This window comes from Bartonella taylorii 8TBB, assembly GCF_902825155.1.
GTDB classification, from domain to species: Bacteria; Pseudomonadota; Alphaproteobacteria; order Rhizobiales; family Rhizobiaceae; genus Bartonella; species Bartonella taylorii_A.
Window position 1 is genome coordinate 1 of the sequence record NZ_CADEAG010000191.1, and the last position, 399, is coordinate 399.

The 399-nt window shown below is 40.1% G+C and carries 1 protein-coding gene; it reads left to right on the forward strand.

Annotated elements, in window-relative coordinates:
• Window positions 1-145: 145 nt before the first annotated feature.
• A partial coding sequence (locus J7R13_RS09250) for a ribonuclease P protein component (RefSeq protein WP_208438346.1) occupies window positions 146-399 on the forward strand: 254 nt, incomplete at its 3' end.

Genomic DNA, 399 nt, shown 5'->3' on the forward strand with positions numbered 1-399 from the left:
CGTGGGCGTAAACGGTTATCTGCTTAATCATTTATAAATTTTCACAACAATTGAATATTACTTATTCTTTTTTGTTGTGAAGCTTTCGTTTAAACCTTTAGTGCCTGCTTTTGCAGGCATTTAGTAAAATTGCAAAACGCTCTTTATGAAGAAAAAACACCCCTGCCGTATTCGCAAAAGATCGGATTTTTTGGCTGTACGCACAGGAGAAAAACGACGTGGTCCTTTATTTTTGCTCGAAGTTAAATCCCATGAGCAAACAGCAGAAATAAAATCTCCGCTTGTTGCGCGCGTAGGTTTCACGGTTACACGTAGAAACGGCAATGCTGTCAAACGCAATCGTATCAAAAGACGTCTACGCGAAGCAGTAAGGGTTGGTTTAACAGAAAACATGGAGGC